This window comes from Gracilibacillus xinjiangensis, from assembly GCF_042651765.1.
Taxonomy (GTDB): Bacteria; Bacillota; Bacilli; order Bacillales; family Amphibacillaceae; genus Gracilibacillus; species Gracilibacillus xinjiangensis.
The window spans coordinates 206,653-232,888 of the sequence record NZ_JBHSDT010000008.1 but is presented as its reverse complement, the minus strand read 5'-3'; the positions used below and the strand labels follow the sequence as shown (position 1 = coordinate 232,888).

Genomic DNA, 26,236 nt, shown 5'->3' with positions numbered 1-26,236 from the left:
ATACACCAGAAGAAAAGACCGATAGCAAAACTAGTGTTTCTAAGCTGCAGGTGTCATAAATTCACCATAATTCCGACAGGCACAACCTTTTTCTCCTTCTACCTCTCCTGTTAATTGTTCAAGATAGCAATCGAAAAGAAATCAAGGGATTATTTATTTGCTACAATAGATAAGAAGAATAAATAAAGGAGTTGACCGATGATGACAGTAAGAATTACCCCCTATTTAAATATGGAAGGGAACGCAGGAGAAGCTATTAAGTTTTATGAAAAAGCAATCGGTGCTGAAGTCCTCAGCCTTATTACTTACGGAGATATGCCGGAAATGTCTAATACTTTCACCGATGATCTGAAGAATCTAGTGGCACACGCTAAGTTACGAGTTGGTGAATCGGAGCTCATGTTTTCCGATGCTCCAGGTGGTTCGACTATTGAACAGGGGAAAAAAGTGACAATTTGCATTTCAACGAACGACGTGGAAGAATCAAAACGCATTTTTAATGTCTTACAAGAAGACGGTCAAATCAATATGCCGTTTGGAGAAACTCCTTTCAGCCCAGCTTTTGGTGATGTAACAGATAAATTCGGCGTGACCTTTCAAGTTTATACCGAAAGTCAAAACTAAAATATAAAATGGAGTGCGTGCTTCAAACCTGCACTCTATTTTTACTTTTGCTGTTAAACTCGGGACTATAAATTCCTCTAGTGTGTGGCAAGAGAGGCTGGAGTGTCTAAGCTATAAAATAATTGCGGGATTACATGATCACACCTTCATATTCCCCCAGTGAGTCACTTCACTTATTAATTGATCCTTACGTATATTAAATTCTCTAATTCTGTGACCGTTTGCTCCTGACGGATGTGGGAAACCTTTCAAGCAATTTTGGGTGATTTTACCTTTTTGCTTTAGTTCATTGATCACAGCATCTACTCTTTTACCTAAAGGGATGAGCAGGGATGTACTTGGCAATGAATGGATTTCCTCTGCAAACGAGTGATAGGAGTACCTTGAAAGAAGGTCACTATTAGCAATTTTGGGCTGGTGGCCTGTATAATTTTTCCCTTTGTAAAAAACCGGATATTTTACTAATGAAGTTGTATGCAGGATGGATCGTTTTTCTTCAAACAAATAAGAGCAGCTCGGTATCCCCAGAGCACTGTGCAGATGACATTCGTCCAGCATGTGGATTAGATTCGATCTCATTGAACCGGAAAAGCTCGCAGCTTTTTTTGTCTCTTTAAGAATAGTATGGATAGGTAACTCTCTTTTCTTATGTAAAGAAACAAACGTTTCAAATGCTTTCTTTGTTTGCGTCCATCCCGGAGTAATTCCAACAATAACGATGACTGCATTCTCATTTATGTAATCATTATGCGGGGAGTAATACATTTCCAGGTTGTTCTCTTTTTCGATAAGAAAAGGAGAGGTAAGCAAATCTTCTTTCTTTAGCTCTCTGGAATCAGGCAGCTGTTCTATAAACTCTACGTATTGATCTAACATCACTTGCTCCTTTAATATAATATCTATTGGCGATTATTCTGTTATTACATCAGATTGTTGGGGATCATTATTCCACTCACGTTTCTTAAACAGCATTTGGAACCCGAAAATAATTTTTACAATACCATCAAGCAATGCCAGCAATAGAAAAGGAATATTGGCGAAAAGTATCCCCATCACGGCAATGAATGCGGTTATTCCTCCAAGAAAGAGCATTAGTTTCCCCTGAGAAAAATAAAAACCAAGGAAGTGCACCCCAATGACGAAAAATATACATAGCCACACGAATCTTAAGTCATCAAAACCGATAATTAACCCACACAGTGTGCATAGAATGAAAGTAACGGCAACGGAGATGTTATCCATTCTATCTTGAAACTTAGAATTCTTGCCATATGCTAGTTTGTTATTGACAAAAGGTAAACCGAATATTAGGAAAAAGCCAATAAAAAATCCGAAACCCATTATATATGGCTGAATGAACAACTCTCCCCCAGTAATCGCGGAAAGAATTATAATAACACCAATATAAATCAGCCATACACCTACTGTTCTCTGCGTATTATATTCTCTTCTCGTCCCCACTTCATTCCTCCTCCAGGAATTTATCCTGTTCCCATATCTTATATAGATTTGTTAGGTTTACAATGCCTTGTATTCCTTGTTGATCAACACTTTATCTTCTATTTAAAATTTCATCAACAAACTTTTTCTTTTCATTCGTGTAGGCACTCTCATCATTAGGAAATGTAAAAGCTAATTTCTTTTTCAACGCCCCATATTCCTTGGCAGCTTCAGGGTGGTCATTCAAATAATCCCTAAAGAAAATATGCTGGTCCACCATTCTCCGTCATGCTCTACTACATGAAGGATATGTGTTTTGGTCAAATTCTTCAGATCAGAGAATTTTGCAAAAACTACTTTCCCCTCTGTTTTCACTCGGTGTAAAAGATAATAACTATTTTCCTTTAATTTTCTCTTATCAATATTTCCAATATCCTCCAATTTTTTCTAACCCGACTGCCATATCAATTACAGGCTTTGCCTCCAATCCATCTACTGCTGTACTCCCAATATGCTGGATATCCAGCACATATTCACCTATCACTCCATTCAGCAACTCTTTCTCTTTATGGAACAGCTTTTTCCAATCAGCGGAATGTTCAACTAGCTTTACTTCTCCTTTGTTTAGGCCAAGCATTTGACCACTCCCAACTAGTACGTTAATTTTCAGAGAGTTTTTGTCTTTCAGCTTTTTAAAATTACACATCTGATTCCTGAATACCGCTAACTTAATGAACTTCCAATAGTGATAAGGAAAATGCAAATTGCTCGGGCTCGCGCCTGTTTTGACGCTATGAAGCTTTCTTAACTGCATAACTCCTAAGACTCGCGCCTGTTTTGACGCTATGAAGCTTTCTTAACTGCATAACTCCCTTGGTTCTTGCCTGTTTTGACGCTATGAAGCTTTCTTAACTGCATAACTCCCTTGGCTCTTGCCTGTTTTGACGCTATGAAGCTTTCTTAACTGCATAACTCCTCGGGCTCGAGTCTGTTTTGATGCTATGAAGCTTTCTTAACTGCTTAACTCCTAGGACTCGCGCCTGTTTTGACGCTATGATGTGCTCTTAACTGCATAACTCCTAAGACTCGCGCCTGTTTTGACGCTATGATGTGCTCTTAACTGCATAACTCCCTTGGTTCTTGCCTGTTTTGACGCTATGACGCACTTTTAACTGCATAACTCCTAGGACTCGCGCCTGTTTTGACGCTATGAAGCTTTCTTAACTGCTTAACTCCTAGGACTCGCGCCTGTTTTGACGCTATGACGCGCTCTTAACTGCATAACTCCTCGGATTCGAGCTTGTTTTGACGCTATGAAGCTTTCTTATCTGCTTAACTCCCTTGGTTCTTGACGCTCTGTCGTATCAATTAGAAAAATCACCAAAACAGATCAAAACACCAAACGATCAGATACATAGGAATAGCAACAATTATCGCACCCGCGAGTAAATAACTAACCGCACTTAAAAGAAACTTCAAAATGTCATATATTGCCCCCGCTAGATCATCAACAAACCACATTTGAAATTTCCTCCTCCATCAATACTTAATGCGACTGCCAATAGCGTCCCAGTTCAATCTAGTTATGCAGTAAAAATCTGATCATGTAAATCATTAGGTTCCTGTTCTGTAATGCTTATTGTTATAACTGGCCCTGCTTCGATTAAAATATATAAATTCTCGAGTGCCAGTAAAACAGAAAATATATTACCATCTTTAGATCCGTATCCACTAACATTTTTAATCCAATTATTTTGTAAAGAAAAACTCGATCCCATGATGAAATGATCACCATATTCAATTGGTTCAGGAGTATTCTGTTCTTTAACTAACAGTATATCATCTCCATCAGCATCCTCTGTCCAGTCCATTTTCCAATATGTTTGATAAGCTGAGTTATTTTTCTTAATGGACAGCAAAGGTTCCATAGCAACAAGTGTAATATCTTTATTTACCAGCTGGGCGCTAAGTTGATTTGCATAAATCCCTTCTAGTAAACAGTCTTTTACTCTTTTAAAACTTTCCCATTCTTGTTTCATATCACACCACACCTTTCTCTCCCATCCTGTTCGCTTTTCTCCTGTGCATCTAGATCGAGGTATATAAAGAACTAATCATCCTCCTTGTCAAAAACACATTCCAGAATAGCAAGCAGCAATGCAATGATCAGCTCTGTTTGCAATGAAAGAGTAATGCTCTTCATAAACTCATCGACTGTGAAGAGGACGAACCAGTTTGAAGCACCTTCGAAACAGATACGGATGAAAAACTGCTTCCCTTTTCCTGATATATTTTGAACAGACAGTTTGTAAATTGCGTTCGTGAATAATTCGACAATGATACTTACAAGAAAGAAACAGACTACAAAAACAACTAATGACCAGATCGATGTATACTGTACTCCAAGTAATTTAAACAATCCTGCGATTCCGAAAAAATAAAATCCTAACACAAAAACGATCACAAGAATGATTAGAATGGCTATTCCTAAGATTGCTGCAATCTTTTCTTTTCCATTCAACTCCCGGAAGGAATCTGGATTATCTTTTGACATATCTATGAATCTCCTTCTATCACAGGTCTTGTTAACCCGATCTATTCACCAGTTAATTATAACATAATATTCCAGTAATATCCTTCAATCCCTCTCATCTTCCAGCCGATTCAGAAAATTAGTTGTACTCCTAAACACATGACGATGTCAAATGGAAGGAGGTGCATGGTTCTGTTTATATTACTTTTAATGAACCACTTTTAAGATAATCCGAATCAATATTTTTGGTGACTCTTGCTAATAGACCAAATTACGACTGGAATAAGTATGATGGCTAAGATGCCACCGGAAAGTGATAACGTTTCATAACTTGATCCAGCAACAACCATTCCTGACAAGGCACTCCCAGAAGCTCCTGCTAGTGCAATTAAAACGTCCACTGTACCTTGAGTTTTAGCCCGTGTGGAAATATCGGTTGAATCAACAATAAGTGCGGTCCCACTAATCAAACCAAAATTCCATCCTAATCCAAGTAATGAAAGAGCGATTACCAGAAGGAACATCGAATCTGCTGGTGCAGTCGCTGATACTATGCCTGCGAAAAGCAACGTAATTCCAGAAGCAACAGCCATTACAGGTCGTCCCAACTTATCAACAAGGATACCTGTAACCAGTGAAGGGAGATACATTGCACCAATATGAAATCCAATTACAAGACCTACAGCATTTAACCCATGACCATGATGTTTCATATGTACTGGTGTCATTGTCATAATGGCTACCATTATAATTTGAGTAAGAACCATTATTATTGCACCAACAAATATACCTTTTTTGTTTTCTGTATGATTAGTTGCGGCCAAATCTTCATTGTCACGAGGCATTTGTTTGGTTGTTTCTATCATTCTAGCGATTACGAATGGATCCGGACGAAGCATTATGAAAAGAACAGCTCCTGCTAAAATATAGGCAAATGCTGCTAAAATGAAAGGTCCTGCAAGTGATGGAATACCAAAAGAAAGAGCGATATTACCCATCACACCAACTAAATTCGGACCTGCCACTGCACCAATTGTTGTGGAAACCAACGCTATACTTACAGCTGTCGCTCGCTGTTTGTTTGATGCCAAATCGGTACCAGCATAACGTGCTTGTAAATTTGTTGCAGTACCTGCACCATATACTAGCAGGGCAGCAAATAATAAAAATACACTGTTTAACAAAGCTGCAAATATAACTCCTATCGCCCCAAGTCCACCTGTTAAAAAGCCTGTTGTTAGGCCGGTACGTCTTCCAAAACGGTTAGAGAGTCTCCCAACCATTAAAGCAGCTCCTGCTGAGCCTAATGTAAATAAAGCAGCAGGAAGACCTGCAAATGTGTTTGTTCCAAGCATTTGTTCAGCAAGCAATGCACCAACTGTTATCCCGGCAGCTAATCCTGCACCACCAAATATTTGAGAAATAACTACAATCATTAATGTTCTTTTATATAAATTTTTTATTTTCTTTGGATCATCTACATATCCTTGTACCAAATCATTCGGTTCACTGGTCATAGTAAACACCTGCTTCCTTCATCTATTAATGAAGAACATTGTGAGCCAACTATCCCTAAGCATCACATTCTCATTTAATTTAAATATTCTCGATCTTCATTCCAATTTTGTACGCTTTGTTCTAAGCGATAAGCATTATTACCTTTAGCTTTTAAAATTTCCACCGTCTTTGCCGACATCAAACAATATGGATCTCTGCAATATGCAACATCATCGCGGTTCGTTGGTAAAAAATACATTCATTAGTTGCCATCAATTTTCGTTCTTCAAAAACTTGATTTGCAACAAAAGTTGCTTTAAGAACTCTCGGAAACTCAGTATACGGAACACATTGAGTAATCGCCTCAATTACTTTGTTAGGGGTGAGTCCTACGTTAAGTGAAGCGTTAATATGGACGTTAAGTTGAGGCTCACACCCTCCTTAGTAGCAAGAGACGCAATTATTAAATTTCTTTTTCCAGACAGCCGACAACGGTATCTCCAAAAGACCTGACATCAGATAAGTAATCAAAACCTTCAGGGGAGCCGAAACTATTAAACATACGAACTGCAACCAAACTTTTTTCCGGAATTACTAATAAGGTTACACCTGTATAACCAAGGATTTGAAAAGACCCCAGAGATACTTTTTCACCTATTTCAGTTTTTTTAGCAGGTAAATCTTTTACAAACCACAAAAAACCATTCTGAGGTAAGTCTTTATCTATTTTAGCAGGACTTTGAATAGATGTGGCCATATGTATGATCTCCTTAGGTATAATTTGTTTTCCATTTATTTTGCCTTCATTAAGATGTAAAAATCCCCACATAGCCAACTCACGTGTTGAAACATACATATTCGGCTCGTCGCCTTCTGTACTATTACTTATTTTCCAATTTTTATCTTCATCATATGCTAGGATTACATCAACAAGTTTTTCATGTTTATTGGCATACCAATTTGTTTCTGAAAAACCTAAAGGTACAAACACTTGCTCATGCAGAATATCAGCTATTGTTCTGTTTGTTGTTCGTTTTACAATAGTAGTCAAAGCATTAATCCCAACTTGCTTATATGTCCAGTTTTCCCCTGCTGGGTACTCACGATATATTGTTTCACCCGTTTGACTTAAACCATGAGTATGAGTTAATAGGTGTCTTATTGTTGTACCTTTCCAACAACTTTCATCAAGTTCTGGTAAATATTTCAATACTAAATCATCAATACTATTTATATAGCCATTAAATACGGCATATGCTACAGCAAAACCAATATAGCTTTTCCTCACAGAAGCTACATGGAATTGGGTGTCAGGCTGTACAATCCTTGAATCAGGTTTATTTGATTGTTCACCTATATACTCCTCTAATACAACAGAATCCTTATGAATCACTAATGCCGAAGCATCTGAACCCTTTACTCTCTTAAAAGTATTTTTAACATGGTCAAATACAGGTGAAAAATTGATATTATTCACTTTTTCTAACAACAATAAATTCCCCTCCCATTTAAAAGGTATTATTTGCTCCTTTACTTCACAAGAACCGCAACTCACCCTGCTAGTAATAGAGCCTCTTCTTCAACAAACCTGCCAGTTACTTTAATGACTATGCTAACATAATATTCCAAAAAGAAAACATTGAATTTCTGCAAAAAAAGGAAGGCAATCATTTAAGTCGCCTTCTTAACTCTGGTTTATTCATTTCTTCAAATTTCAATACATTCGGTGAACCTGATTTTTTGCACACAATTGCTTTCATTTATTTCCTTCCTCTACTACTGAATCATCATTATAAATAACAGGCATTTGCCCTTTCCATTCCTCCCACAATTCTTCATTGATAATTAATTCTGACATAAAATGGGCCACATTAATCCTACTCGTTTTTCCTGGGTTAAAAATAGCACTTCTGATAGGTGAAGGAAATATAGAATACTTAGTTACTTCATCTAAATTTAATAAACTATCAGGTCTAACAGCGATCCATTCTATCTCTGGATTGTCCTGACCAATTTCGACTCGTAAATATTCAGCTGCTTTTTCATTATCTCTTTGTGGCGGAACGAGCAATCTAATCATACCCAGAACACATTTTTCGGCTAAAGATACTGTTTCTCTATGATTTTTATTCCTATTCCCTGTTGTGTTCATAAGGATATATTTAATTGGTCTTTCGGGCTTATTTTCTTTAATGGCATGACAAATGAGTTTAGTTACATCCGTTACAAGTGTAAAAGGAGGTCCAAATATTCCACGTAGAGTTAGGTTATGTCCAAGACAGGAGATTACAGCATCACAATCTTTAACATATTCTCTCATCTTATGCTTGTTTATGTGTAAAACATTACCAACAGATATAACAGATATATTTGGGTGAGATAGAATTGTTTCTGATAATTTATCTGGGAAACGAACAATCACTCTTACCTTCTCTCCACAATCTAGTAATTGTTTGACGACTAATTTTCCTGTTGCACCAGTTGCTCCCACTACAAGAATTGTCATAGTATCCCTCCTTCTTGTTTTATATATGGATGGAACCTTTTAACTATCAGGTAAACAGAGATCGATAACCATTTGGACATAATTTCCAATCCAAAAAAGCAATAATATAATTCAACTCTCCTCATTTTACTTCCTCCTCGTATTTTAAGAAGTAATTACTAATAATATATAAAGTCCTATTACATACTTTTAGATACTTAAGTACTAATAAAGGTACTATTCAAATCCTATTACATAGGAAATAAAAAAATTCTTCTATGTATAAAACAAGGTACCTCAAAAAATTAAGGCACCCACATAAAACAACCAATATTTATAATAATCCCAACTCACGAGCTCTCCCAACAGCTTCCGTTCTTCTTTTAACTTGGAGCTTTCCAAATATATTTTGATTATATCCCTTTACTGTACTTAATGCTAAAAACAGCCGTTCGCCAATTTCATGATTAGTAAGGCCTTCAGCAATGAGCTTTAATACATCTAGTTCACGTTCGCTTAATGGTTCCATCAATCCATGTGGCAGCTTAGAAGAAGCTGCTTCTATTGCACATCTCAACCTGCATACAAAATCTGGATTTGATTCATAGACTAATGGTTCAGATAATAACCTGTAAATAGGCAGCCCTTCATCCATGAAAAACTGTTATGTGGGATATTAAACTTAGTATTTAGAATTGGAGTAGTCATTCACTTTCCTCTTTTCTATTTATATCCCACTGGATATTCGCTAATATGAACCACTATTCTTTATTCTCATTAACAATCCTGCATCACTCAATACTTTTTGATAAACTTTCACGGTTTTATGTTATTTAATCACTTAAAAAATTATACCAAATGACAGCGTGCAGTTTGACATTTTTACCAAAGTTATGAAATCCGTTACTGCGCAGTAAGCGTGACAGTGATAGCCATAATGATTAGTATTTAAATTTTATTTATGTAATTTTTCATTGATTTGTTTTAAGTGGTGAGCATCGTGTTTTATGAAAATTTTCACAAAGCTTTCTCCTGAGAACTTTCTTTTACCCCCACCAATAGTAAACCTTACATCTCCGTCTAAACTGGATATTCTTTCAGTTAACTCCTTACGAGTTACAACAAAATTATCTATAATAGTTTCAACTGAGTAATCTTTAAGAAATGTCACAGCCTCTTCATTATGTTGGTCATGGTCTGGGAACTTCGGTAAATCAGCATCTTGAACCATTAACGGTACCATCTTCTCCAGATTGAATTTATCCCAATAATATAGATGACCAACGATTTCTCTAATTGACCATTTCCCTTCACGTATAGCTTCGCATAGCTTTGTTCTAGAAGTTTCTTTTAATTTCAAAACTTCATCAATCGTTTTACTAAATTGATTGAATGTTTTATTCATAGTTTTCTCCCTTGTAAAATTTATTTGAATACTAATTAACAATTATCATACCTATTTTGTTCTTGATGACTTTGACAATATTTTAGTTGATTTAGTTTATATAGCTTATCAGCATCAATCGATCATCGTCCCTATGTCTAACTGGTTTTATTTTAATATTAAATTCTAATCCAGAAGTTTTAAGAATTCTGAGAGTAAGTAATCACCTGCGATTATCATATATTTCTGATAGTTAATTTTTACAGGGCAATACCTTATTGGCTTTTTTAACAAAATTTTAATTTCCTTTAAGCAACTTGATAGTAATCATCTATCTCTCCAATCCCCTAACCTACCTAATTTGACATCATCATTTCTATAAAAATACACTTCTTACTAAACATAGTTCGACAACAGTTGTAAAATCCCTCCAAAGAAATAGAGATATCATAAAATGTGTATGACATCTCTTTATATCATTATAAAGAATAGAATGGTTGTACTGTGCAACAAATGGATCAGTTATTTGGCATTTACCACTTCGATGTCAGGGTACTACTCTTTTAACTTCTGTCAATTTGGATTGGTAAACGAAAGATTACCCATTCAAACATTAAAAATATCAACTGAGTATGGGCAGCTTCTTTTATTTTCTTCTTCAAAAGTTCAAACCACGTTAAAAAAACAATTGTTAACCCAAAAAAATTAAAGGTTGACAAATGTTGTGTTAATCACTAAGCTAGTCTATAAAAAGGAGGAAAATTTATGCAAAAAAGAAAGCATTGGGCTCCACTGGACCTTACTATGGGAAGTATGTTTGTCGCATTGATGGCTATTGGCGCCAATATCACAACTATTGCACCTTTTATGGTGATTGGCGGAGTACCAATCACATTACAAACATTTTTTTCAATCTTAGCGGGACTTATGTTAGGTAGTAGGCTCGGGGCTCTGTCTATGTTTTCATACATGATTTTAGGATTAGCTGGGGCACCCATTTTCGCTCAATTTAAGGGGGGAGCAGCAGTGGTGCTATCTCCTACTTTCGGATTTATCTTATCGTTTATATTGATTGCGTATTTAGCAGGTAAGATCGTGGAAAAAAATCGTACTTTTCCTATGTACATTTCGGCTGCTTTAGTAGCAATGGCGATTAATTATATCTTTGGTGCAAATTGGATGTATGCTGCTTATATGCTTTGGTTTGATGCACCAGATGGGCTTAACTATCAAATGGTTTGGTATTGGATGATGTTCCCTTTACCAAAAGATGTTGCTCTAACTATCTTTGCAGGATTTATGGCTCATCGTCTTGAGAAAAGTGTTCTATCCAAAAGTGCATATCGAAACCAAAACAAAGTTGCTTAAAGGGGGATAATATGAAGAATTGGAACTTTTTAGCTGAAAAAGTGCTGCTCGGTGAAGAACTAACAGCCCAGGAAGCACACACTGTCTTAACATGTCCTGATGAAGAGATATTAGAACTATTACATAGCGCTTATCAAGTACGCAAGCATTACTATGGAAATCGGGTAAAGTTAAATATGATTATTAATACAAAGTCAGGATTTTGTCCCGAAAACTGTGGTTATTGTGCTCAATCAAGAGATTCTTCTGCACCGATTCAAAAATACCGGATGATGGACAAAGAGACAATTATCGAAGGAGCCAAGCAAGCTGACCGCCTTCAGTCCGGTACCTATTGTATCGTGGCAAGCGGCCGTGGACCAACAAATCGAGAACTCAATATCGTTACCTCAGCCGTTAAAGAAATTAAAAAAAATTACGATATGAAAGTTTGTGCATGTTTAGGCTTATTGAAACCTGAGCAAGCGAAACAATTAAAAGAAGCTGGGGTAGATCGCTATAACCATAATATCAACACATCCGAACAACATCATAATAACATTACAACGAGTCATACGTATCATGATCGAGTGGAAACTGTCAATCACGCGAAACATGCTGGTATATCTCCTTGTTCAGGGGTTATTGTAGGGATGAAGGAAAAAGAAGAAGATGTTATTCAAATGGCACGTGCACTTAAAGCGCTTGATGCAGACTCCATACCTGTCAACTTTTTGCATGCTATTGATGGTACACTACTCGAAGGAACGAATGAGTTAAATCCTACTTATTGTCTAAAGGTGCTGTGTCTGTTTCGATTTATTAATCCAACAAAAGAAATCCGGATATCTGGTGGAAGAGAGGTTAACTTAAGAAGCCTTCAACCACTCGGTCTGTACCCCGCAAACTCAATCTTTGTAGGAGATTACTTGACTACAGCTGGACAGGAAGGATCTAGGGATCATCAAATGATTAAAGATCTAGGTTTTGAAATTGACTATGTGACGACATAGAAAACTGTTTAAACAAAATAATAGGATTTGTATTTTTTCAGAATAGCTTTCTTCAAATAATGACTACAGAAGAGCTTATCTGTTATTAGCAAAGCACTTCTGTAGTGACTGCTACTGAGGTTCCTCAACCATTATTGATAAAATTAAATTTGAAATATCCAGGGATTTACTCCACATGGTTATTGATATTTGTGATATTTGAAACGCCTTATTCATGTTCAACTTACATTAAGACTGAAGTAAAACGAGAAGTTCAGGTGGGGGATAACACTAAACAAAGCTTAAAATTCGTTGTTGCGCAGTAAGAGTCTACTGTGTAGTAAGAAAATGATCTCACTACGCCTTTTACTCTACATCACTTGATTTTAGTAAAAACCAAGATTCATTTGATGTTCCTCCCGATTCAAGTTATGTCAAGGGTTCTACATACATAGATTTTCCTAATAGATAGGTGATTAAAAAATACACGGTCAAACATAACCTCTTTCAGAGATGCTTTAAATGGATACAAAATAGGAAAGTGTTTTTACTGTCTGGATGATAATTAATCATAATTCAAAAAAAGCAGGCCCATTTTAGATGTTACCACATACCATAAAATGACCGTATAAAATAAAGTTTCTACAATTGGGAGGCAGTATTTATTATGTATAGACAGCAAACAAGAATACCTGGGAACTGTCCACAAGGGTTTTTGGGTCGGTATACCGTAATTCCAGGAGACACGTTCTATACCATTGCACAAATGTTTAGAGTTAGAATAGAAGCACTCGCAGTCAATAACCCTCATATTCCAAATCCTAATTTATTATTCCCCGGAGACATACTCTGCGTTCCGGGTTTAATCCCTTACCCCTGCTGTACGTCTTTACAGCCCCGAGGGAGTGTGCCATTCGGTACAGGCGGTGTAGCTTTTGTGCATTTTGGTCCAAGAGGAGGTCAGGCAGTGAGCATTATGTCAACCTTACCAGAACCTCGAGTCTTCGGTAATTTTGACAAGTATATAGGTGAAATCGTCATTCCTGGGACTGGCAGTTTTAGAAACCAGTTATTTGCAACTCCCGAAGACCCACCTACTTGGTCATCCAGAATAGAACTTCCTACCGCTGCATCCGTTACCCCAAACTCGCGTGTGTTAGTACGCCCTTTTAATTCGTTGGCCGGCACTTCAGGTGCTCCTGTCTTAGAAGGTATAATTCTTGCTGGAAATTGCCAATAACAACAATAAAAGCAAACGGGGCTGTCCTTCATCTTGTGTAACTGAGAGGTAGCAGCTCTACTGCCCCGTTCGTGAAAAAGCGTTTCTGCTAATCCCTTCGCTGTTATATCATTTAACATTTGCTCTATGCTCGCCTCACAAAGATTAGCGGGGATACCGCAGCTTTTTACATTTACAATTTTTAAAAATTGCACCACTATTTAATTTATTTTATCAGCCAATTCCAAAATAATTCCTTCTGGTCCACGAACGTAGCATAATTTATAAGCGTTTTCGTAATTTTGTATCTCACCAATAAGTTCTGCGCCATTCTTTTCTAATTTGGTAACAATGGCTTCAATATCTTCAACAGCAAAGGCAATATGCCGAATACCCAGAGTGTTCGCAAAAGCACGCTGCACGCCATTTTCATCTGATGGCGTGTGAAATTTGACTAGTTCTATATTCGCCTCACCGTCTGGTGTTCGCAACATTACAACTTCCTCTTTAACGTTTTGAAGGCCTATTATACGCTCCACCCACTCACCTTCCACTTCTCCTTCCCCCATCATTTCAAGGCCAAAGTCAAGAAAAAACGCTTTCGCGGCAGGAAGATCATTGACAATTATACCAACATGATCTACTCGATGAATCTTCATATCCTATCTCATACCTCCTTTTCCTAATTTTATCAGATTTGTCACCTGAAATTTCTTCTCGATTGCTAAAGCTTTTCCTCATTATTCAAAAGATTGGTCAGATTCGTGCAGCAAATGGATCTGTTGTTTTGCGGGTTTCTTCTTCAACATTAGCCACCCGTTAATTAAAGTATAATCTTTCACATACTTTGACGTTTTATATTATATTCGACTCTACCTTAATAAGTAATATCCCAATTTCTTAAATCGAACTAAGAAATTGGGATAATCAATTATTACTTATATGAATTATGTGTTGGATAGAATAACTCTTCTTCTGTATTTCTTACAATGGAAAAGTTTTCAACATTGTAATGTCCATGAAGAGTTTCGTTATGATGCTTTATAATTTGTTCCGCACTTAAAACATCGCCGTCTGTTGTTGAATGTCCATCTCCAACTAAGGTGACATCCATTCCATTAATAGTTGCCGTTCGGACTGCACTATCTATGCAATGTTGGGTTGCACATCCCATTACAACAACATGTCCAATCTCTTGAGCTTTTAAGTAGTTTAGAAGTCCTGTACCATGAAACGAATTCGTTGCAGTTTTTTCAAAGAAATTGGCATTTTTAGGTACATTAATTTTTTCATGAACTTGAAAACCTTTGCCTATGCCTTCTGCAACCTCCAAGTCCCTTACAAAGACAATAGGAACATTAAAATTATTTGCTTTTTCAATCACTGCATTGATATTTGTGATAAGTTGTTCCTTTTTGTAAACAGCACTTTCTTCTTGATTACCTTCCATTAACTCCTGCTGCGCATCAATGATTAACAATATTTGTTTCAAACAGTTTTCCCCTCTCAATTTTGGGGAAGCGCTTTATTTAATTTGACGTTTTCCCCTTAATGTTTTTAACGTCGATATATTTTTTCATTTTCATAATATCTACCTCCTACACTGAGATTGTCCTTTAAATGAATGTTAAAATCTTCAGACAGTTAAATATTAAAATATTATAGTTGAAATAACACCTTAATATCGTCAATCAGTTTTCTTTTCACTATCCTGCCTCGATAGTTGAACAACCACTTTATTATTTTTAACTTTTGCTTCCGTTAGCTTAATTTTTTTCTTCTTGCTAACCATAAAGTACTACTAACCCAAAACAATGACAACTAAAAATGAATAGTACCAATATACATCTGGCAAAGTGATAAATACCAAGATGGTTAATATTAAAAGTCAAGGCATTAATATTCAATAAAGTTTTCTTTTTCCAAATAAGCACCCGTTAGTTGAACAAGAACTATTATCTTTATAAGACAAAAGCAAGTATTGGTTGGCTTTTTTCACTTTCAATATCTAAATATTATTTCTTTTACATCATTTTTTTGAGGTATGGAATCTTTCGCCATACAAAATGACTTAGCAAAAAACTTAGAATGATTCCTAATAATGCCGTTATAAGAAATTTAGTCCAGACTGTTATTGGCAGGTCATTCAATGCATATTGAAGGAAGACAACTACTGGGACATGGATGAAATAAACAACAAATACATTGTTTGATAACATCTTAGACCAACGATTAGTGCCGTTAATTTTTTCTCTAAATAAAACAAGTAGACCGATTACCAGCGAGATACACAGTAACGTCTCCATTAATGATCGAGCCAACGAACCGAAGTTTTGTCCACCCTTTAAAAGAAAAGGATCTATCGTATTTCCTCCAGAATACAAAATGGTTACTATTAACACTCCAATAATAAGCCAGATGTATCCTGCTCTCGCACTCAAGGTTAAAAACCATTTGCGATGATAGGCCATAATACCTAAACAAAAGAAACTCACATACTGTGGTACATGTGCAAATTCTGTTTGTATAAATCCTAAAAAAGCTGTCCAATGATCAATAGGAAACCATATCCTTGTAATAAAAGTAACTAAACTAACGACCAACCACAGAGAAAGAATCTGATAAACCTTAATGTTTCCATTTAATTTTTTTGTAGTTTTTTTAGATGTAAAGAAAGTCCAAACTGAAAACACAATCGCATACACAAGTAAATGCTCTAAAAACCATAAATGGCCAAATTGCATATCAGGCCATGATGGACCAGACCAATTCGTGGGTTCATTAGCAAGTCCAAAAAATATATGAATATAGTAAGAAAAAAATGAGATGGGTTCATAATCTCTGAAATTAATGTAATATAAATACATCAGAATAGGAATTATCACGAGAAATCCCAGTAGTAATGGAATACCAATTCTAATAAGCCTTTCTTTTAAAAACCGTTTCGGCCCTTTTCTCGAGATTGATTGAGGGAGAAAATAGGCTGATAAAAAGAAAAACATACTCATAAAAAATGCTGCATTTACAGAGAAAAATCTGCCCAACCAGTTGATAGATTCACCATCCAAAAAAAACCACCAACCACCTGGTCCATAGGCTTGTCCAGCATGGTGAGCTACTACAAGCATAATTAAAGCTATTTTTATATTATCTATGAAATATAAATGATCACTCTCTTTTTTCACCTATAACCCCCCCTATTAGAAATTATATTTAGATAAGAACAATGATGAAAATACTGATCGATTAAAAAATAAATTTTTTAACCATAAATGGCACTGATAACCTTTTTAATCCTTCTAATTCATATGCTTCTTGCTCAAGAATACAGTCCAAATCATTAGGGATTACATTTGAAGTGAGTTTGTAAACAACTTTCAAATTTTTGCTCCGTTATTTTTTTCTATAAGGGTTCATCTTATTTTTATCTCATCATTTGAAGAGTATAGTGGATTAATAAAGTTCGCTCTTTTTGCATAACCCTTAGAGAATCTTAACATCCAAACGTCAACAAGTTGTATTTGAAATGAGTATGAATCACCTGCCGTTGAAGAAGATTCTTAATTCCTTCTTTGTTAAACTGATAAACTGGTATCAGCATTAAATTTCATTTTGTCACTATCCAAACGATTATAAGCATGACACCAGTTATTGCCCAAACCGAACTTTGGAAGATTGTGGCCTTTCTTCTTTCCATATTTTTTGATATAAGAGAACAATAATCACCAAAAAAATAAGAGCGATAAATAGTAGCAGGTATGATGATTCCATTTATTTTCCTCCTTCAAACAAGAATTGATTTAGCGTTCCGTGTTCTCTGTCCATATTTTCCGTTTTGCAATAAATTATTGCAGGGTAGGCCTTCACTCAAGTCAGGGAACAATTTTCTACCAATATCCTGCATATGTAATCCCATTGTTTCTTCAAAATCCGCTCTAGATAATTCTTTCTTAATTTGACTATATTCCTTGATACAGCTATTCCAAGCGTTAAGAACTGTATCAATTGGATCCCAAATAGTACCATCTAAATCAAAAATCAGACGACCCATAAGTAATCTCACCTCTATTTTTCTAAAAGGCTCTGTTAAAGTTTAATGTTGATATTTACAGAAAAACAGAAATTCAATAAAACTGGAAGTTCTGTTTGGTTTATTGTCTTATTGAACTAACGCACCCATTAATAAAAGAGGGAGACTAACAAATTATAAAAGGAATGAAGAATAATAACCGACCAAAGGGAGTTGCTTTTCCTATATACAAACCCAAATATCATACTCAATATAAAAGCTGTTATTGTAGCACTTAAAATATATGGAAATTCAAACAACCCTTTATGAAACCATATTGGAAAATGAATAGAGACAAAGAGTATAGATGTAATTATATTCGCTATCCAAAATCTATAAGAATTCAGAAGTTTTCTTAATAAAAATCCTCTAAATACGATTTCCTCAGTTATTCCTACTAATATAATGGTGTTTAGCCATTCGTTAAACCCTATTTGGAGTTCAGCACCCTCTAAAAATGCAATATTCAAAACTAAAAAATACAATATGAAAAGTATGGATACCCCACCTGCCCATTTTAAACCTTTTCTTATACTATGACGTAAACCTAAATAAGAAAATAGTTCCGTTTTTTCAGTAATTTTAACTAAAATTATTACGGGAATAACCCAAATAACGATTTTAATAATAGCTGATGTCATTGCTTCTGGAACAGGCTCCATTCTGTCTAAATAGAGAACTAACCATAATTCTCTAATGCACCATAAAGCATAAAATAAGATGAAATATAACGAAATGTATCTTTTCTTTAATTCTACAATAAACTCCTCCTCTGTTCTTCACCAATCCTGCTCCGTTAGTTGAATAAAGAAATAACCTTTATACAGTAAACTTAGATAATCTAAGTGTATCATAGGTTTCCACACTTGGGATTAAATTCCTTTTTATTATCATATCATTCATTTTTCCCTCAGATGTGAATTGGTAAATTCTCTATAAATCCCTCCTTGACAACTAAATCACTGTGAACTGAAATTGCCTCTAGATCAATGTCTCGATTCCGATGTTGGCTTTGCTTGCATTATAAGTGGACAAAGAAGTATCCACCTTCTCACATCCTTTTGTGCAATCTGCTCGATATTTAATTTCACCTCTTACAATTTTAGCATATTTTTCCTTTTGTTTTCATAAAAAATCAAAAAAACATTTCTTCGGTATGGAAGAAATGCTCAAAGTTATAATAGGATTTTTTTTGTCAAAATGCATGGGGAAAATTCTGCTATTAGTTCCTTCTCTCCTCCACCCAGTCAATAAACCCTGCCGCACGATCAAATCCACGCTCAAAGGAACAATTCTTCCTCATAACAGTCGTCTTATATGGCACACTGCTCCCCTTCTGGTATTTCAGCCTGTAAATACTGACCAGTTCATTGTCATGCCGCTCCATATACAAGTAGGAGTGGAAGCCATAGCGATATTCATACAGATCCCCATGGCCATATATGAAAAACCCTTTATCCGCCGCTTTTTGGTTCTCTGTTAGTCTTTTTACTATTTTTCTCTTATGTTGTTTGATTTCCTGTTTTATTTTTTCTATATTCTGATCCATTTTATATTCTATTTTTATATTTTTATGATGTAATGTGAGTTGAATATTATTGGTATATATCTTATCAAGGAGGGTATTTAACAATTAAATTTCCTCCTCCACTATTTCAGAGTTACTTTTTGAAGGATTTGTTACCAAAAGTGACTGTTTTCCCCTATTCCCCTCATTTTCATTTCTATATGGCGGTTTACCCTTTTTATGGTCATTTTCGGTAATTTGGTAACTTGTATTCAATAGTCCAATTCCAAAAAGGTACGTCTTATTTCCAGTGGATTTCCTCTTCCGAAAGCCTTTCATTACCATTCGATTATTAAAAGTGCGCTTTTTGACGGCATATTCATCATTCATTTCTGCCCATAGTATATATTCCTTGTATAACGTGCTTGCCTCGATTTTGGTATCCGTATGAACAACACAACACTCTTCAATAAAACTCGACAACAAATCCATCTCTTCTTTATACTCATCTGTCGCCGCCTTCACATCTTCCGGCTCACCCAGCCCATCTTTCTGCCATTTCAAACAGCCTTCCACCGCCCAATTCAATATACCTGGCAGCTCATTCTGCAATTTTTCCGGCAAGTGCTTGTCCACTTCCTCTTTCGGAATTGTATAATTAAATGGAATCAGCCGGATCCTGCGCCAGATCCCTTCATCATCGCCTTTGACAATCGGCTTATGATTGGTTGTGAAAAAGATTTTGAATTCCGGTGTAAACTCGAAAAATTCCCTGCGCAAAAATCGTGCGATGATCGGCTCCCCGCCTGTCAGCTGCTTGATTAATGCTTCGGACAGCTTTTGGCCATCATCTGATTCAACTGCTGATACCATGCGTGCACCGTGAAGTCTGGCAATATCATTGTTCACCCCGCCATCATATGTTTTCGTTGTAAATGTATCGGAATTGGTTTGTTTGCCATAATCACCTAACAGGTCCTTAATCGTATTCATCAATGTGCTCTTGCCATTGCGGCCGGTTCCCCAGAAGAAAAATGCAACCTGTTCACTTGTGTCACCTGTTAGTCCATAGCCAATGGACCGCTGGATAAATTCAATTAGTTCATGCTTCACCTGTCCGTTCGAATCTTTGAAAATATTATGCAGGAATGCGATCCAATTCGGACATTCTGCCGTTGGGTCATAAGCAACATTCGTATTTTTCGTCATAAAAAACTCACGCTGATGTTCAAGCAGCTCCCCTGTTCTCAGGTCAACCACCCCGTTTTGGCAGTTCAGTTTATATGGATCCCTGTTCAATTCCTCCTGACTGACAGGCAACATTGCCTCTGCCCTTGCGATACTATTAAGAAAAACAGAGCTTCTCTCACTTGCCTGTGCCCATTTCCACAGCTCTTTGCGTTCATCTGTATTGGTCAAATGGTGAATTTCGCCATACATTTCGCGAAAGGTCTTGATTGCAATTCGCTCTACTTTTTTCCGTTTATCTTCGACCCATGTGCTCCCATCCCACAAGAGCCATGCTTCCAATTCCACACAATACCTTAAATCTTCGCCTTTTCGAGCAACAAGACGTTCGGCATTGCCCATTTCCGTACGATGGAATTTTTTGCGATTGCTTACTTCTGGTGCCTTGTAATTGACACCAGAGGGGCGGAATTGGAACGCGCTTCGCAATGTTTGCAAATATTCCTTTTGCTCGATCGGTGGTGTGAAAAAATAACGGTTAAGAAAACTGGTGATATATACAGCTTCTTTTTGTGAATAGCCGAACTCTATCAACCGGCAGGAGTGACTGTATAATGTATTGTTGCGCCCACCTTCTTTGACAGGGAGGGAAAATGGCCGGTCCTGCTCATTTGGCATTTTCTTTAATTTTTCAAAAAAGATCGGCATCCCGTCCAAGTCGCCATCTGCTGTGTGGATCCAGCTGCGGCCTTCTGTGTTTACACTTGGCATCACAACCTGCCCTTTTCCAGCAAGTCTGTAATCACCAATAAAGCCGCCTGCCATCAGCACTTTCACATCCTGGCCAGCAACTTTCCCTGTCGTTTTAAAGAAAAATTGGAACCCTCTCACTGTTTCGATCGCATGAAACTGAAAATTAGCGGCAAGCAGTGCATCAAATATGGCTTTCCCTTCCTTTTTTTCATCAATGTCGATCACAATATAAGCATCAGGGATTACCAAGCCTGTCCATCCACCCTGTCTCAGCCAACGATCTGCCTCTTGTTCTGTTAATCCTGCCAGCGTAGGATCCTGCCATTTTTTCATAAATGGCCGTTTCGCCACACTGTAATCATTCTCCTTGTTAAGTGATGAATATCCGGCTAACTTAATTACTTTGAACGGTTTCTTTGCTGATGGAAACAGTTTTGAAAAATCCATCATAATTCCTCCTTTTATCAAGTACTCCTTCATTGTTATAATCAATAAAAGGTGGTATGGAGGTAGCATCACTTTTATAAACTTTGCAAAATGAATAGTTTTTTGTTCAAAGGGGCATTCATCTTCACATTATGAGCAGTTACATTTTTAGTAAATTGGCGGATGTCCAAGTATAATGAGGACAGGGAGGAGATCCTCTTGGGTGACAATCTGTTTGGAGAAAGACTGAGAAAATTACGGCAAAAAGAAAAATTGACAATGAAGCAATTCGGGAGAAAATTCGCCTTGGCAGAATCAACTATCTCAGGCTATGAAAATGGCAACCGCAAACCTGATTTAGAACTCGTAATAAAATTTGCCGATTTTTTTGATGTATCAATCGATTATTTAGCTGGACGAGATGATGGGAATTTTATTGACATAAAAGGGCTGACTGAAGATGAGATTGCAGATATCAAACGGCATATTGATTATGTGAAGTGGAAGGCGAAGGAAGAGAGAGAAGGATCAGAGTAAAGGCTTCCTATTGCTATAAATGATGGATATAATTCAATAAATGCAGAAAGGGGCTAGAAAAATTTTGAAGAAAAGAGCAATCGCACTTGTAATACCCATCCTGTTGGGAATAGCGATTTTTTTAGTAATGGACCAATTGAAATACACAACCTATGAAGAAGTGATTGCAGAAATGATCCATGACCCAAAAGATATTACGAAAGTTATTATAGAAAACAGAAGAACTAAATTAGAAATAACATCTGCCGAGTTGATAAGGAAACTTTTGAAAGAACCAGCAGATATGGAATTAAAAAAGCAAGACAAGATACCAGACTTTGATTATATTGTCCAAATCCATACCAATTATGGGGAAGTATATGATGTGGGTGTGGGGAAAAATGGCGCCCATTTTGGTTATGCGGGAAGCTACACAGTTACCAATGACAATCGCCTTTTTCATCGAATTGATCATATGGAATGGGAACCGGATAATTATGAATTGAGCGCTGTTTTCATGCGTATGCCCCTTTCATAACTGCATTTCTCCTCAGGTTCTCCACACTTTTGACGCTATGATGCGTTCTTAACTGCATTTCTCCTCAGATTCTCCACACTTTTGACGTTATGATGCGTTCATAACTGCATATCCCCTCAGGTCCTTCACACTTTTGACGCTATGATGCGTTCATAACTGCATTTCTCCTCGGGCTCTCCACACTTTTGACGCTATGATGCGTTCATAACTGCATTTCTCCTCAGTATCTCCACACTTTTGACGTTATGATGCCTTCATAACTGCATATCTCCTCAGGCTCTCCACACTTTTGACGCTATGATGCGTTCATAACTGCATATCTCCTCAGATTCTCCACACTTTTGACGTTATGATGTGTTCATAACTGCATATCTCCTCAGATTCTCCACACTTTTGACGTTATGATGCGTTCTTAACTGCATATCCCCTCAGGTTCTCCACACTTTTGACGCTATGATGCGTTTATAACTGCATTTCTCCTCTGGTTCTACACACTTTTGACGTTATGATGCCTTCATAACTGCATTTCTCCTCTGGTTCTCCACACTTTTGACGCTATGATGCGTTCATAACTGCATTTCTCCTCTGATTCTCCTCACTTTTGACGCTATGATGCGTTCATAACTGCATTTCTCCTCTACGCATCTCCTTCCAAACAAAAAGCAAGCTGACATCTCATCATGCCAGCCTGAAGTCCCCCATATTATTCCCCATTTTCCAGCCAATCAACTTCTTCATCGGATAGTTCAATTTTCGACCCTTCCAAACAGGAAACAAGCTCTTGCTCGTTTTGAGCGCCGATCAAGGCACATGTTGGAAAAGCTTGATTTAAAACATAGGCCAAAGCAATCTGGATTGCCGTCACGCCTTTTTTCTCTGCCATTTGCTCCGCTCGATGAAGCCGTTCCCAGTTAGCCTCACTGTAAAACACCCGCACCAAATCCTTATTACACCGGTCTTCTGGTGTGAATCGGCCTGTGAAGAAACCTCTTGCCTGGGACGACCATGACAGTATAGGCATTTGGGTTGCCTTATGCCACTGCAAATCAGCGAGGTCTGTTGATACACACCCTTTCCAGAATGGCTCGTTAGCCTTAGCCAAGCTTAAGTTTGGACTGCTGAATGTAAAACCAACTAAGCCATTGGATGCCGCGTATTCGTTTGCTGCTTCAATTCGCTCTGTTGTCCAGTTCGATCCGCCAATTGCTTTGATTCTCCCTGCTTCAATATGTTCATTTAATGCATCAATGATCACACTTACGGGAACATCAGGATCATCTCGATGTAATGCATATAAATCCACATAATCTGTTCCAAGTCTTTCTAAACTTTTAAAAAGGTCATGGCTGATCGCTTCAGGATTTACCCTTTGCCCATTTTGGTCATGGTGCGCACCTTTTGTTAAAATCACGATATCTTCCCTGTTATTCCGTTCTTTTAACCACATGCCAATCGCCACTTCACTTTCTCCGCCGCAATAAACATAGGCTGTATCAATCGTATTCCCGCCAATTGCGACATAACGATCAAGCACCTGACAAACTTTTTCATAAATACTTGGTTTAAAATAATCGGAGCCTTGAATTAATGTTGTCACAGGCTTTTCCAATCCGTTAATTTGAATGGTATTCATTCCCGTCACCCTTTCTTTATCTCGACACGTTTACTCTCCTCAGCGGAAGTGAGACATGCGTCCAATACCTTCATATTCAAAACCGCATCCTCAGCAGGAAAAGGTAGTGCCGCACCATTCCGAATACTTTCACCAATGGCATCTGCTTGCAGTGCATATTGATTCACATAAGGAACCCCCACCTCTTTTGTTCCTTCACGATTGTGCACAAAAAAATGATCCTGTGCATTTTGATTCACAACAAAAGCGGAAGGAACTTCGATTCTGCCTTCTGTTCCCAGGATCTCCAGCCGGTTCCGGAAGTCTGCCCACATGCCGCAGTCAAAGGTGAGCGCAACCCCATCGCCAAACTCAAGCAGACCTGATGCCATCATATCCACATCCCCATGCTTTTCAGAAAAAAATGCATGCACCGTCGCAGCTTGCGGTTCTTGTTTTAAAATCATGCGGGCGGCACTGATCGGATATACCCCCACATCATACAAGGAGCCGCCACCCCATTCTTTTTTGAAACGGACATTTTCCTTTGCCCCTGCACTGTTAAATGTGAACACACCATGAATGCCGCGAATTTCCCCAATTTCTCCTGATTGAATGACTTCCTCAATCATTTGATATCTTGGATGATAGCGGTACATAAAGGCTTCTGCCAAAAGAACTCCAGCTTTTTTGCTTGCATCCACCATTTCTTTGGTTTCATCAGCAGTTAAAGCGATTGGTTTTTCACAAAGCACATGCTTGCCTGCTTCGATCGCTTTGATCGACCATTCTTTATGTAAATGGTTCGGCAACGGGATGTAAACGGCTTCAATTTCACGATCCTCCAATAGCTCTTCATAGCTGCCATAGGCAACTGGAATATCTAATTTTTCCGCTGTTTCTTTCGCATTGTCAGAATTACGGCTGGCAATTGCATAGACTTCCCCTGTTTTCGATTCTTTTATGCCAGGAATTACCGCCTTTTTAGCGATATTGGCTGTACTGATAACTCCCCATTTAACCGCCACTTTCCAACCTCCTCTATAACTTTGTTGTTATTATAATCGATTCCTATTAATATGGAAATAGAAGCTTTTTGCTATAAGCTAACACAATATTGTCCTATAGGATGTGAAAATATGTACCGTCAGATTTTACTGCCGACACTAAAGAAACATGAATATATGATCCTTCCAGAGTCTGTCGGCTGGTACAATACAGCGGCAGACCATGATGTCCATCGGGAAGCAGGTGCACTCGATAATTTCAGTATTCATTTTGTCTTAACAGGAACAGGTTTTATGGAAATGGACGGAAAAAAATACACTTTGAAAAAAGGGGATGCCTTTCTCTATTTCCCGCAGCAGGAACAAAGATATTACAGCAGTCATGACGACCCGTGGAATGTTCGATGGGTTCATTTTTATGGAAGAACATTACACGCTTTTTTATCAGAGATCGGGTTTGGCCGGTATACATTGTGGAGACTGCCGAACATCGCTAAATTGGAGAGAACACATGAGCAGTTATTACAGGAAGCAGAGGAAAACAGCTTTCTGCAATTAACTCAATTATCCACACTGACTTATGCCTTTTTGTCCACTTTTATCCATATTGCCATACCGAGAGAGTCGAAAACAAAGCAGGAATTAGATTTACGGATCCAGTCCCTTTTACCAAGAATGCAGGAAAAAGCGCCAGACCCCTTTGATCTGGAATATTGGGCAAATGAAACAGGTGTCAGTACCTATTATTTCTGCCGCTTATTTAAACGGGTCACGCAAATGACCCCAATGGCTTTTATCACATTATGCCGGCTGCAATTGAGTAAACAACTGCTTTTGGAAGAAAAACATCTCACCATCAAGGAGATTGCCGCACTAGCTGGTTATGCTAATCCAAGCTATTTTAATAAACTTTTCCTAGAAAATGAGGGCATGACCCCGACGAAGTATCGGCAAATGTATTTCTAATAAAATTATGATGAAATGATAAAGAAAAAAATGAATGGGAGGTATTCTAATGAAATATGTGCTTCCCTATGTAGTAATCTTCGGTGTATTGTATTCATAGGAATATCGCTGTGGATTATCTCTGGCAATATTT

The 26,236-nt window shown here is 37.4% G+C and carries 30 protein-coding genes and 1 pseudogene; 7 read left to right on the top strand and 24 right to left on the bottom strand.

Going from position 1 to position 26,236, the window contains the following annotated elements; genetic code table 11:
- Nucleotides 1–201 precede the first annotated feature (201 nt).
- Complete coding sequence (locus ACFOY7_RS12250) at nucleotides 202–624, top strand: VOC family protein (protein ID WP_390252372.1); 423 nt, start codon at nucleotides 202–204, stop codon at nucleotides 622–624.
- A gap of 138 nt (nucleotides 625–762) precedes the next feature.
- Here the strand turns inward: ACFOY7_RS12250 and ACFOY7_RS12245 are convergent, their stop codons facing one another.
- The 14 genes and pseudogenes from ACFOY7_RS12245 to ACFOY7_RS12180 form a co-directional block, all read right to left on the bottom strand.
- Nucleotides 763–1,500, bottom strand: a complete 738-nt coding sequence (locus ACFOY7_RS12245) for a hypothetical protein (RefSeq protein ID WP_390252371.1) — start codon at nucleotides 1,498–1,500, stop codon at nucleotides 763–765.
- A 33-nt stretch (nucleotides 1,501–1,533) separates the two neighbouring features.
- Nucleotides 1,534–2,085, bottom strand: coding sequence for a DUF6609 family protein (locus ACFOY7_RS12240; protein ID WP_390252370.1), 552 nt, complete (start codon nucleotides 2,083–2,085; stop codon nucleotides 1,534–1,536).
- Nucleotides 2,086–2,176: 91 nt separating this feature from the next.
- A complete protein-coding gene (locus ACFOY7_RS12235; protein ID WP_390252369.1) occupies nucleotides 2,177–2,344 on the bottom strand; it encodes a GrpB family protein in 168 nt (55 codons plus the stop codon).
- A gap of 138 nt (nucleotides 2,345–2,482) precedes the next feature.
- On the bottom strand, nucleotides 2,483–2,770 hold the full coding sequence (locus ACFOY7_RS12230) for a GrpB family protein (RefSeq protein WP_390252368.1): 288 nt from the start codon (nucleotides 2,768–2,770) through the stop codon (nucleotides 2,483–2,485).
- Nucleotides 2,771–3,441: 671 nt separating this feature from the next.
- On the bottom strand, nucleotides 3,442–3,585 hold the full coding sequence (locus tag ACFOY7_RS12225) for a hypothetical protein (protein ID WP_390252367.1): 144 nt from the start codon (nucleotides 3,583–3,585) through the stop codon (nucleotides 3,442–3,444).
- Nucleotides 3,586–3,647: 62 nt separating this feature from the next.
- Complete coding sequence (locus tag ACFOY7_RS12220) at nucleotides 3,648–4,103, bottom strand: hypothetical protein (RefSeq protein WP_390252366.1); 456 nt, start codon at nucleotides 4,101–4,103, stop codon at nucleotides 3,648–3,650.
- 71 nt (nucleotides 4,104–4,174) lie between these two features.
- Complete coding sequence (locus tag ACFOY7_RS12215; protein ID WP_390252365.1) at nucleotides 4,175–4,618, bottom strand: YrvL family regulatory protein; 444 nt, start codon at nucleotides 4,616–4,618, stop codon at nucleotides 4,175–4,177.
- A gap of 215 nt (nucleotides 4,619–4,833) precedes the next feature.
- Nucleotides 4,834–6,114 carry an MFS transporter gene (locus ACFOY7_RS12210; protein WP_390252364.1) on the bottom strand — a complete coding sequence of 427 codons (1,281 nt, stop codon included), beginning with the start codon at nucleotides 6,112–6,114 and terminating at the stop codon, nucleotides 4,834–4,836.
- A 178-nt stretch (nucleotides 6,115–6,292) separates the two neighbouring features.
- A pseudogene (locus tag ACFOY7_RS12205) lies at nucleotides 6,293–6,555 on the bottom strand (carboxymuconolactone decarboxylase family protein); the annotation flags it as partial.
- A 2-nt stretch (nucleotides 6,556–6,557) separates the two neighbouring features.
- Entirely contained in the window at nucleotides 6,558–7,586 is a 1,029-nt protein-coding gene (locus ACFOY7_RS12200) for a serine hydrolase domain-containing protein (RefSeq protein ID WP_390252363.1), read from the bottom strand.
- Nucleotides 7,587–7,850: 264 nt separating this feature from the next.
- The gene (locus ACFOY7_RS12195) at nucleotides 7,851–8,600 is read right to left on the bottom strand and encodes an NAD(P)-dependent oxidoreductase (RefSeq protein WP_390252362.1); all 750 of its coding nucleotides are present in this window, start codon (nucleotides 8,598–8,600) and stop codon (nucleotides 7,851–7,853) included.
- Nucleotides 8,597–8,725, bottom strand: coding sequence for a hypothetical protein (locus ACFOY7_RS12190; protein ID WP_390252361.1), 129 nt, complete (start codon nucleotides 8,723–8,725; stop codon nucleotides 8,597–8,599). Before ACFOY7_RS12190 ends, ACFOY7_RS12195 begins: the two co-directional genes overlap by 4 nt.
- Nucleotides 8,726–8,913: 188 nt before the next feature.
- Nucleotides 8,914–9,234, bottom strand: coding sequence for a response regulator transcription factor (locus ACFOY7_RS12185; RefSeq protein ID WP_390252360.1), 321 nt, complete (start codon nucleotides 9,232–9,234; stop codon nucleotides 8,914–8,916).
- A gap of 300 nt (nucleotides 9,235–9,534) precedes the next feature.
- On the bottom strand, nucleotides 9,535–9,984 hold the full coding sequence (locus tag ACFOY7_RS12180) for a DinB family protein (protein ID WP_390252359.1): 450 nt from the start codon (nucleotides 9,982–9,984) through the stop codon (nucleotides 9,535–9,537).
- 744 nt (nucleotides 9,985–10,728) lie between these two features.
- On the opposite strand from ACFOY7_RS12180, the gene ACFOY7_RS12175 reads away from it, so the two are divergent.
- From ACFOY7_RS12175 to ACFOY7_RS18450, 3 genes are all read left to right on the top strand, one after another.
- Nucleotides 10,729–11,331, top strand: coding sequence for a biotin transporter BioY (locus tag ACFOY7_RS12175; RefSeq protein WP_390252358.1), 603 nt, complete (start codon nucleotides 10,729–10,731; stop codon nucleotides 11,329–11,331).
- Nucleotides 11,332–11,342: 11 nt separating this feature from the next.
- Nucleotides 11,343–12,323 (top strand): biotin synthase BioB, encoded by a 981-nt coding sequence (bioB, locus tag ACFOY7_RS12170; RefSeq protein WP_390252357.1) that lies wholly within the window; start codon nucleotides 11,343–11,345, stop codon nucleotides 12,321–12,323.
- Between the two features lie 646 nt (nucleotides 12,324–12,969).
- On the top strand, nucleotides 12,970–13,542 hold the full coding sequence (locus ACFOY7_RS18450) for a LysM peptidoglycan-binding domain-containing protein (protein WP_465260652.1): 573 nt from the start codon (nucleotides 12,970–12,972) through the stop codon (nucleotides 13,540–13,542).
- A 200-nt stretch (nucleotides 13,543–13,742) separates the two neighbouring features.
- On the opposite strand, the gene ACFOY7_RS12155 is transcribed toward ACFOY7_RS18450, so the two are convergent.
- The 8 genes from ACFOY7_RS12155 to ACFOY7_RS12120 all read right to left on the bottom strand — a co-directional run bounded on the left by ACFOY7_RS12155 (nucleotide 13,743) and on the right by ACFOY7_RS12120 (nucleotide 21,485).
- Nucleotides 13,743–14,180 (bottom strand): VOC family protein, encoded by a 438-nt coding sequence (locus ACFOY7_RS12155; RefSeq protein WP_390252356.1) that lies wholly within the window; start codon nucleotides 14,178–14,180, stop codon nucleotides 13,743–13,745.
- Nucleotides 14,181–14,455: 275 nt separating this feature from the next.
- On the bottom strand, nucleotides 14,456–15,013 hold the full coding sequence (locus ACFOY7_RS12150) for a cysteine hydrolase family protein (RefSeq protein WP_390252355.1): 558 nt from the start codon (nucleotides 15,011–15,013) through the stop codon (nucleotides 14,456–14,458).
- A 532-nt stretch (nucleotides 15,014–15,545) separates the two neighbouring features.
- Nucleotides 15,546–16,706, bottom strand: coding sequence for an acyltransferase family protein (locus ACFOY7_RS12145; RefSeq protein ID WP_390252354.1), 1,161 nt, complete (start codon nucleotides 16,704–16,706; stop codon nucleotides 15,546–15,548).
- 463 nt (nucleotides 16,707–17,169) lie between these two features.
- Nucleotides 17,170–17,292, bottom strand: a complete 123-nt coding sequence (locus tag ACFOY7_RS12140) for a hypothetical protein (RefSeq protein ID WP_390252353.1) — start codon at nucleotides 17,290–17,292, stop codon at nucleotides 17,170–17,172.
- Between the two features lie 13 nt (nucleotides 17,293–17,305).
- Nucleotides 17,306–17,572, bottom strand: coding sequence for an HAD family hydrolase (locus tag ACFOY7_RS12135; RefSeq protein ID WP_390252352.1), 267 nt, complete (start codon nucleotides 17,570–17,572; stop codon nucleotides 17,306–17,308).
- Nucleotides 17,573–17,700: 128 nt separating this feature from the next.
- The gene (locus ACFOY7_RS12130; protein WP_390252351.1) at nucleotides 17,701–18,252 is read right to left on the bottom strand and encodes a CPBP family intramembrane glutamic endopeptidase; all 552 of its coding nucleotides are present in this window, start codon (nucleotides 18,250–18,252) and stop codon (nucleotides 17,701–17,703) included.
- A 560-nt stretch (nucleotides 18,253–18,812) separates the two neighbouring features.
- Nucleotides 18,813–19,223, bottom strand: coding sequence for a hypothetical protein (locus ACFOY7_RS12125; protein ID WP_390252350.1), 411 nt, complete (start codon nucleotides 19,221–19,223; stop codon nucleotides 18,813–18,815).
- Complete coding sequence (locus ACFOY7_RS12120) at nucleotides 19,224–21,485, bottom strand: phage/plasmid primase, P4 family (RefSeq protein ID WP_390252349.1); 2,262 nt, start codon at nucleotides 21,483–21,485, stop codon at nucleotides 19,224–19,226.
- Between the two features lie 198 nt (nucleotides 21,486–21,683).
- Between ACFOY7_RS12120 and ACFOY7_RS12115 the strand changes: the two genes are divergently transcribed.
- Together ACFOY7_RS12115 and ACFOY7_RS12110 are read left to right on the top strand one after the other, a co-directional pair.
- Entirely contained in the window at nucleotides 21,684–22,001 is a 318-nt protein-coding gene (locus ACFOY7_RS12115; protein ID WP_390252348.1) for a helix-turn-helix domain-containing protein, read from the top strand.
- A gap of 64 nt (nucleotides 22,002–22,065) precedes the next feature.
- Nucleotides 22,066–22,518 (top strand): hypothetical protein, encoded by a 453-nt coding sequence (locus tag ACFOY7_RS12110; protein ID WP_390252347.1) that lies wholly within the window; start codon nucleotides 22,066–22,068, stop codon nucleotides 22,516–22,518.
- 703 nt (nucleotides 22,519–23,221) lie between these two features.
- Here the strand turns inward: ACFOY7_RS12110 and ACFOY7_RS12105 are convergent.
- Nucleotides 23,222–24,151 carry an aldo/keto reductase gene (locus tag ACFOY7_RS12105; protein ID WP_390252346.1) on the bottom strand — a complete coding sequence of 310 codons (930 nt, stop codon included), beginning with the start codon at nucleotides 24,149–24,151 and terminating at the stop codon, nucleotides 23,222–23,224.
- Nucleotides 24,152–24,156: 5 nt separating this feature from the next.
- A complete protein-coding gene (locus tag ACFOY7_RS12100) occupies nucleotides 24,157–25,158 on the bottom strand; it encodes a Gfo/Idh/MocA family protein (RefSeq protein ID WP_390252345.1) in 1,002 nt (333 codons plus the stop codon).
- A 111-nt stretch (nucleotides 25,159–25,269) separates the two neighbouring features.
- On the opposite strand from ACFOY7_RS12100, the gene ACFOY7_RS12095 reads away from it, so the two are divergent.
- Nucleotides 25,270–26,103 (top strand): AraC family transcriptional regulator, encoded by an 834-nt coding sequence (locus ACFOY7_RS12095; RefSeq protein ID WP_390252344.1) that lies wholly within the window; start codon nucleotides 25,270–25,272, stop codon nucleotides 26,101–26,103.
- The last annotated feature ends 133 nt before the right edge of the window (nucleotides 26,104–26,236 follow it).

Bases quoted from the DNA above. Each gene is read 5' to 3' on its own strand.
- ACFOY7_RS12250 (WP_390252372.1), top strand. From the start codon at position 202: ATGACAGTAAGAATTACCCCCTATTTAAATATGGAAGGGAACGCAGGA.
- ACFOY7_RS12245 (WP_390252371.1), bottom strand. From the start codon at position 1,500: ATGTTAGATCAATACGTAGAGTTTATAGAACAGCTGCCTGATTCCAGA.
- ACFOY7_RS12235 (WP_390252369.1), bottom strand. From the start codon at position 2,344: ATGGTGGACCAGCATATTTTCTTTAGGGATTATTTGAATGACCACCCT.
- ACFOY7_RS12230 (WP_390252368.1), bottom strand. From the start codon at position 2,770: ATGTGTAATTTTAAAAAGCTGAAAGACAAAAACTCTCTGAAAATTAAC.
- ACFOY7_RS12225 (WP_390252367.1), bottom strand. From the start codon at position 3,585: ATGTGGTTTGTTGATGATCTAGCGGGGGCAATATATGACATTTTGAAG.
- ACFOY7_RS12220 (WP_390252366.1), bottom strand. From the start codon at position 4,103: ATGAAACAAGAATGGGAAAGTTTTAAAAGAGTAAAAGACTGTTTACTA.
- ACFOY7_RS12215 (WP_390252365.1), bottom strand. From the start codon at position 4,618: ATGTCAAAAGATAATCCAGATTCCTTCCGGGAGTTGAATGGAAAAGAA.
- ACFOY7_RS12210 (WP_390252364.1), bottom strand. From the start codon at position 6,114: ATGACCAGTGAACCGAATGATTTGGTACAAGGATATGTAGATGATCCA.
- ACFOY7_RS12195 (WP_390252362.1), bottom strand. From the start codon at position 8,600: ATGACAATTCTTGTAGTGGGAGCAACTGGTGCAACAGGAAAATTAGTC.
- ACFOY7_RS12190 (WP_390252361.1), bottom strand. From the start codon at position 8,725: ATGAGGAGAGTTGAATTATATTATTGCTTTTTTGGATTGGAAATTATG.
- ACFOY7_RS12185 (WP_390252360.1), bottom strand. From the start codon at position 9,234: ATGGATGAAGGGCTGCCTATTTACAGGTTATTATCTGAACCATTAGTC.
- ACFOY7_RS12180 (WP_390252359.1), bottom strand. From the start codon at position 9,984: ATGAATAAAACATTCAATCAATTTAGTAAAACGATTGATGAAGTTTTG.
- ACFOY7_RS12175 (WP_390252358.1), top strand. From the start codon at position 10,729: ATGCAAAAAAGAAAGCATTGGGCTCCACTGGACCTTACTATGGGAAGT.
- bioB (WP_390252357.1), top strand. From the start codon at position 11,343: ATGAAGAATTGGAACTTTTTAGCTGAAAAAGTGCTGCTCGGTGAAGAA.
- ACFOY7_RS18450 (WP_465260652.1), top strand. From the start codon at position 12,970: ATGTATAGACAGCAAACAAGAATACCTGGGAACTGTCCACAAGGGTTT.
- ACFOY7_RS12155 (WP_390252356.1), bottom strand. From the start codon at position 14,180: ATGAAGATTCATCGAGTAGATCATGTTGGTATAATTGTCAATGATCTT.
- ACFOY7_RS12140 (WP_390252353.1), bottom strand. From the start codon at position 17,292: ATGGAATCATCATACCTGCTACTATTTATCGCTCTTATTTTTTTGGTG.
- ACFOY7_RS12135 (WP_390252352.1), bottom strand. From the start codon at position 17,572: ATGGGTCGTCTGATTTTTGATTTAGATGGTACTATTTGGGATCCAATT.
- ACFOY7_RS12130 (WP_390252351.1), bottom strand. From the start codon at position 18,252: ATGGAGCCTGTTCCAGAAGCAATGACATCAGCTATTATTAAAATCGTT.
- ACFOY7_RS12120 (WP_390252349.1), bottom strand. From the start codon at position 21,485: ATGGATTTTTCAAAACTGTTTCCATCAGCAAAGAAACCGTTCAAAGTA.
- ACFOY7_RS12105 (WP_390252346.1), bottom strand. From the start codon at position 24,151: ATGAATACCATTCAAATTAACGGATTGGAAAAGCCTGTGACAACATTA.
- ACFOY7_RS12095 (WP_390252344.1), top strand. From the start codon at position 25,270: ATGTACCGTCAGATTTTACTGCCGACACTAAAGAAACATGAATATATG.